This is a genomic window from Acetobacter tropicalis (genome assembly GCF_001580915.1).
Taxonomy (GTDB): domain Bacteria; phylum Pseudomonadota; class Alphaproteobacteria; order Acetobacterales; family Acetobacteraceae; genus Acetobacter; species Acetobacter tropicalis.
In genome coordinates this window covers 1-3,937 of record NZ_LHZQ01000112.1, presented here as the reverse complement: position 1 = coordinate 3,937, position 3,937 = coordinate 1, and the positions used below count along the sequence as shown (strand labels likewise).

4 protein-coding genes and 1 pseudogene are annotated in these 3,937 nt (G+C 50.5%); 4 read left to right on the top strand and 1 reads right to left on the bottom strand.

Annotated features, from left to right (window positions below; genetic code table 11):
- The first annotated feature begins 458 nt into the window (after nt 1–458).
- The 4 genes and pseudogenes from AD944_RS16570 to AD944_RS01050 all read left to right on the top strand — a co-directional run bounded on the left by AD944_RS16570 (nt 459) and on the right by AD944_RS01050 (nt 2,381).
- Nucleotides 459–965, top strand: coding sequence for a hypothetical protein (locus AD944_RS16570; RefSeq protein WP_145912895.1), 507 nt, complete (start codon nt 459–461; stop codon nt 963–965).
- Nucleotides 966–1,047: 82 nt separating this feature from the next.
- Nucleotides 1,048–1,656: pseudogene (locus AD944_RS01060) on the top strand (IS5/IS1182 family transposase); the annotation flags it as partial.
- A gap of 171 nt (nt 1,657–1,827) precedes the next feature.
- Nucleotides 1,828–2,079 (top strand): antitoxin, encoded by a 252-nt coding sequence (locus tag AD944_RS01055; RefSeq protein WP_045543201.1) that lies wholly within the window; start codon nt 1,828–1,830, stop codon nt 2,077–2,079.
- Nucleotides 2,076–2,381, top strand: a complete 306-nt coding sequence (locus AD944_RS01050; RefSeq protein ID WP_045543202.1) for a type II toxin-antitoxin system RelE/ParE family toxin — start codon at nt 2,076–2,078, stop codon at nt 2,379–2,381. The genes AD944_RS01055 and AD944_RS01050 overlap by 4 nt, the downstream gene beginning before the upstream one ends.
- Nucleotides 2,382–2,683: 302 nt before the next feature.
- Here AD944_RS01050 and AD944_RS01045 read toward each other — a convergent pair whose 3' ends face one another.
- Nucleotides 2,684–3,757: an alkene reductase gene (locus AD944_RS01045; protein ID WP_045543203.1), complete on the bottom strand. Its 1,074-nt coding sequence runs from the start codon at nt 3,755–3,757 to the stop codon at nt 2,684–2,686.
- Between the last annotated feature and the right edge of the window lie 180 nt (nt 3,758–3,937).

Below are 3,937 nucleotides of genomic sequence, written 5' to 3'. Positions count from 1 at the left end.
ACCCGATGTACAACCCTTCTGTGAGATTTCCGCGTTGATTACGCTTACGATCATGGATTTAATGCTTCCCAGGCGTCTCTTGCAGCCACAGTCGCTTTTGCTGAATCAAGCCTTGGAGTTAATACTTCCTCGCCAGATGGGTCTACGGCTTCAGGTCTCTACCAGTATAACGAGGGGACTTGGAATGATCGACATTCCAATCTTGACAGAAATAGTGAGAGTGATCAGATAACAGCTTTCTATGAAGATCTTTCTCAATTACAACAACAATATAATAATGGCCATGACGCCAATGGTAATGCTATTCCATCAGGTGTGGACTTTTCAGACTACGTTTACACGAAATTTCATTATGGTTGGAATTCCCAAAATTATACAGGTACGGATGTCACAACATATTTTAACGGGAAAATAAGCGAACTTGGTATGTCAGTTCAATAAGGTTATGGAATAATACGATGCGAAATAGAAAACTCGGATTTTTGTTGGTTATCTCTGTGTGTTCTTTTTTAATGCCGAGTTTTCTATTAGCAAAAACATGCCCATATAAAAACTCAACTTACAAGCTAGCTAACAAGGATGGCGAAATCTTAAAGCCTATCGTTATTCCTCGTAAAGAGGGAAAATATGTTGGTTTTAAAATTGATTTTCCAAATAACGAGATAAATGTTATTTACCTTCCAATACTCGGAAATGTCACCTCCTATGAGATAATACCTATTAAATCAGTAAATGCACCAAATTTATATTCTCCCCAGAATCATGATATCCGATTTGATGAAACAAATTTTATCGGGTTTAATGAGAGGATGGAGAAAGCGTATGATTTTCCATCACCTGATATCCCTGCCCCAAAATATATTTACATCCCTGGGTTGATTGACAAATTATATAAAACCTTTCCCATAAAAAATAAGCTTTATGATGGACTCTTTGTTCTGTCTGCTTGTTCAGATAATACTTAAAGATGGAGGGTTCGAAAAACACTCTGGTTTTGGGACGTTCTTTGTGATTCCCTCTCTTGCGTGATGACTGGAGGAGTGGCTCATGACGCACTCTGGTTTCTTTGATGTTGAAGAGCGGCTTGCTCGGTTGAGTGGGCCTGGTGACCAACTTGAAGCGTTTTCCCGTAATGTAGATTTTGAGGTGTTCCGCCCGGAGCTGAACAAGGCGCTGGCCTATTCAGACGGAAGCAAAGGCGGTCGTCCTCCGTTTGATCCAGTGCTGATGTTCAAAATTCTGGTCATCCAGACGCTGGACAACCTGTCTGACGAACGGACAGAATACCTGATCAATGACCGTCTTTCCTTCATGCGGTTCCCTGGTCCGGGACTGTCTGACCGCGTGCCTGATGCCAAGACCGTGTGGCTGTTTCGTGAGCGTCTGACACAGGCGGGAGCAATTGATGTTTTGTTCAACCGCTTTGATGCGATCCTGCGGAATGCCGGTTATCTGCCGATGTCAGGCCAGATCCCACAGGATTGGCAGGACAAGCCGTCAAAGCTGTCCCATAAAGATCGTCATGCGCGATGGACGCTGAAGTTCACGAAAGCGAAGCGTCAGGATGACGGGACGATCCCGTCTACAGATCTCGCCATCCCTTTCTTTGGCTATAAATCGCATAGTTCCATCGACCGAAAGTTTCGGCTGATCCGCTAATGGAAGACGACGGATGCCGCCGCCAGCGATGGCAGCAGGTCGATATCCGGTTTCAGACTGCACATGTCCAATCGTTTATGTCCTCAAAGAAGGCGTGTCCCGCCTTTTCCTCGCATCGTGCCCACATATGTGATAATGTGGGTTTGTGCTTTATGGGAGGGATATATCATGAGCCGACTGACCATTGATATGACAGATCAGCAGCACCAGAGCCTGAAAGCACTGGCCGCGCTACAGGGGAAGACGATCAAACAGTATGCCCTTGAACGGTTACTCCCTGACAGCATGAATACTGACCATGCGTGGCGGGAGCTTAAAAATCTTCTTGGAGCCCGTGTTCAGGAAGGCCTTGACGGTAAGGTGAGTTCGAAGAGCGTCAGCGCGATTCTTGATGAGGAACTCGGCGGGAAGCGCGTTTGAAAAGTTACGTTCTTACTCAGGCAGCTGAAGCCGATTTGCGTGCGGTCATCCAGTATACAGCAAAACAATGGGGAGACGCTCAGGTTCGTCGATATCTCGGCGTTCTGGAGCAAGGCATTGTCAGTCTCGCCGAAGGTCATAGCGCTTTCAAAGATATGAGCACTGTGTATCCCGGACTGAGAATGGTGCGGGTCGATCATCACTACATTTTCTGTCTGCCGCGTGAGGATGCACCAGCATTGGTCGTGGCCATCCTGCACGAACGCATGGATCTTCTGACCCGCCTGGCAGGCCGGTTATGATTTGGCGTCCGCTTCCGGCAATGCAGAGTGCCGAGCCCTACGTCGGCAAAGAGGGCCACTGCCGTCTGTCTGTTTTGGTTCGCTTGAGCAGACAGGCGAATTTGGGGGGAAACAGACAGTCGGCTATCGGGATAGAGTTACCGAAAACAGCCTTTCGCAGTGTTCACATTCATGGCAGGGAGTAGAACTATTCAGGTGATTTCGCCTACTTCACGACAAGTATCACGTCGGCGGCTAAATATTTTCTATAGTTCAAATGCAAGTTCCTTCCATTGGAAGGAACTTGCGGGAAAAATAGGGTATCAGCGAGCAAGCGGATAATCCGTATAGCCTTCTGCACCCTGCGAGTACCAGGTGCGGATATCGTCCTTGTTCTGGGGCAGATTGTCTTCCAGACGACGCACGAGGTCCGGATTGGCGAGGAAAGGCCGACCAAACGCAATGGCGTCCGCAACACCGGTAGCGACTGTCTCGATCGCTTCTTCCCGTGTGTAGTCCTGATTCAGAACCAGCGGCTTCCTGAAGACTTCGCGGATCGGACCATGCAGCTTGGGCTGGTCGGTTTTGCCGAACGTGCCGTTCGGTCCGGGCTCGCGCAGTTCAAGGAAAGCGATATTGAGGTCATTCAGCAGCTTTGCGGCCGGCACAAAAACCTGCTCTGGATGACTGTCGATGCAGCCCTGCGTATCGCCATTGGGGGACAGCCTTACTGACGTTTTGTGCGCGCCAATCGTTGCGATCACGCGTTCGGTGACTTCACGCAGGAAGCGGATGCGGTTTTCCGGCGAACCGCCATATTCGTCGGAACGATGATTGGTGCCGTCCCGCAGAAATTCGTCGATCAGATAACCGTTGGCGGCATGAATCTGCACACCGTCAAAGCCTGCCTGAAGGGCATTGCGAGCAGCATTTTCGTAGTCGTTCAGGATGCGGGCAATGTCCTCCTTGGTGAGAGGGCGGGCGACTTCGGGAGCCTGCTTGCCATCGTACGTATGGAGGGCTTCAGGCGCTTTTGTCGCCGAGCAGGACACAGGTTGCTGGCCCGTCACGCTGGAATGAACCATCCGACCCATATGCCAGAGCTGGGCCACAATCTTTCCGCCCTTGGCGTGAACTGCGGCGGTGATGGGCTTCCAGGCTTCCACCTGTTCCTGCGACCACAGGCCCGGCGCATACGGCCAGCCAAGACCTTCGCGGCTGATCCCGGTCGCTTCTGAGATGATCAGACCGGCTCCGGCCCGTTGCGCGTAATATTCGGCCATGATGGGGGTGGGCACATGATCACGGGTGCCCCGACCGCGTGTCAGCGGCGCCATGAGAATTCTGTTTTTGGCGTAAATGCTTCCCAGTTCAATCGGCTCAAACAGGCTGGTCATGACAGATCCTTCTTAAAAGACGCAGTTCCTATGAATTTGGGAAGCCTCACGAGGAATACAACAGAAGGCTTACCACCTCGTCTGACTTGAGGTGAGCACTGCCTGTCTGCTGAATTGGTGAAGCCGACAGGCAGATTTGGGGGGGGGGAGAACGAACCCGCTGCGCGGGATTGGTGCGGT

Excerpts from the sequence above, each read along its gene's own strand:
- AD944_RS16570 (WP_145912895.1), top strand. The coding sequence starts at position 459 with ATGCGAAATAGAAAACTCGGATTTTTGTTGGTTATCTCTGTGTGTTCT.
- AD944_RS01055 (WP_045543201.1), top strand. The coding sequence starts at position 1,828 with ATGAGCCGACTGACCATTGATATGACAGATCAGCAGCACCAGAGCCTG.
- AD944_RS01045 (WP_045543203.1), bottom strand. The coding sequence starts at position 3,757 with ATGACCAGCCTGTTTGAGCCGATTGAACTGGGAAGCATTTACGCCAAA.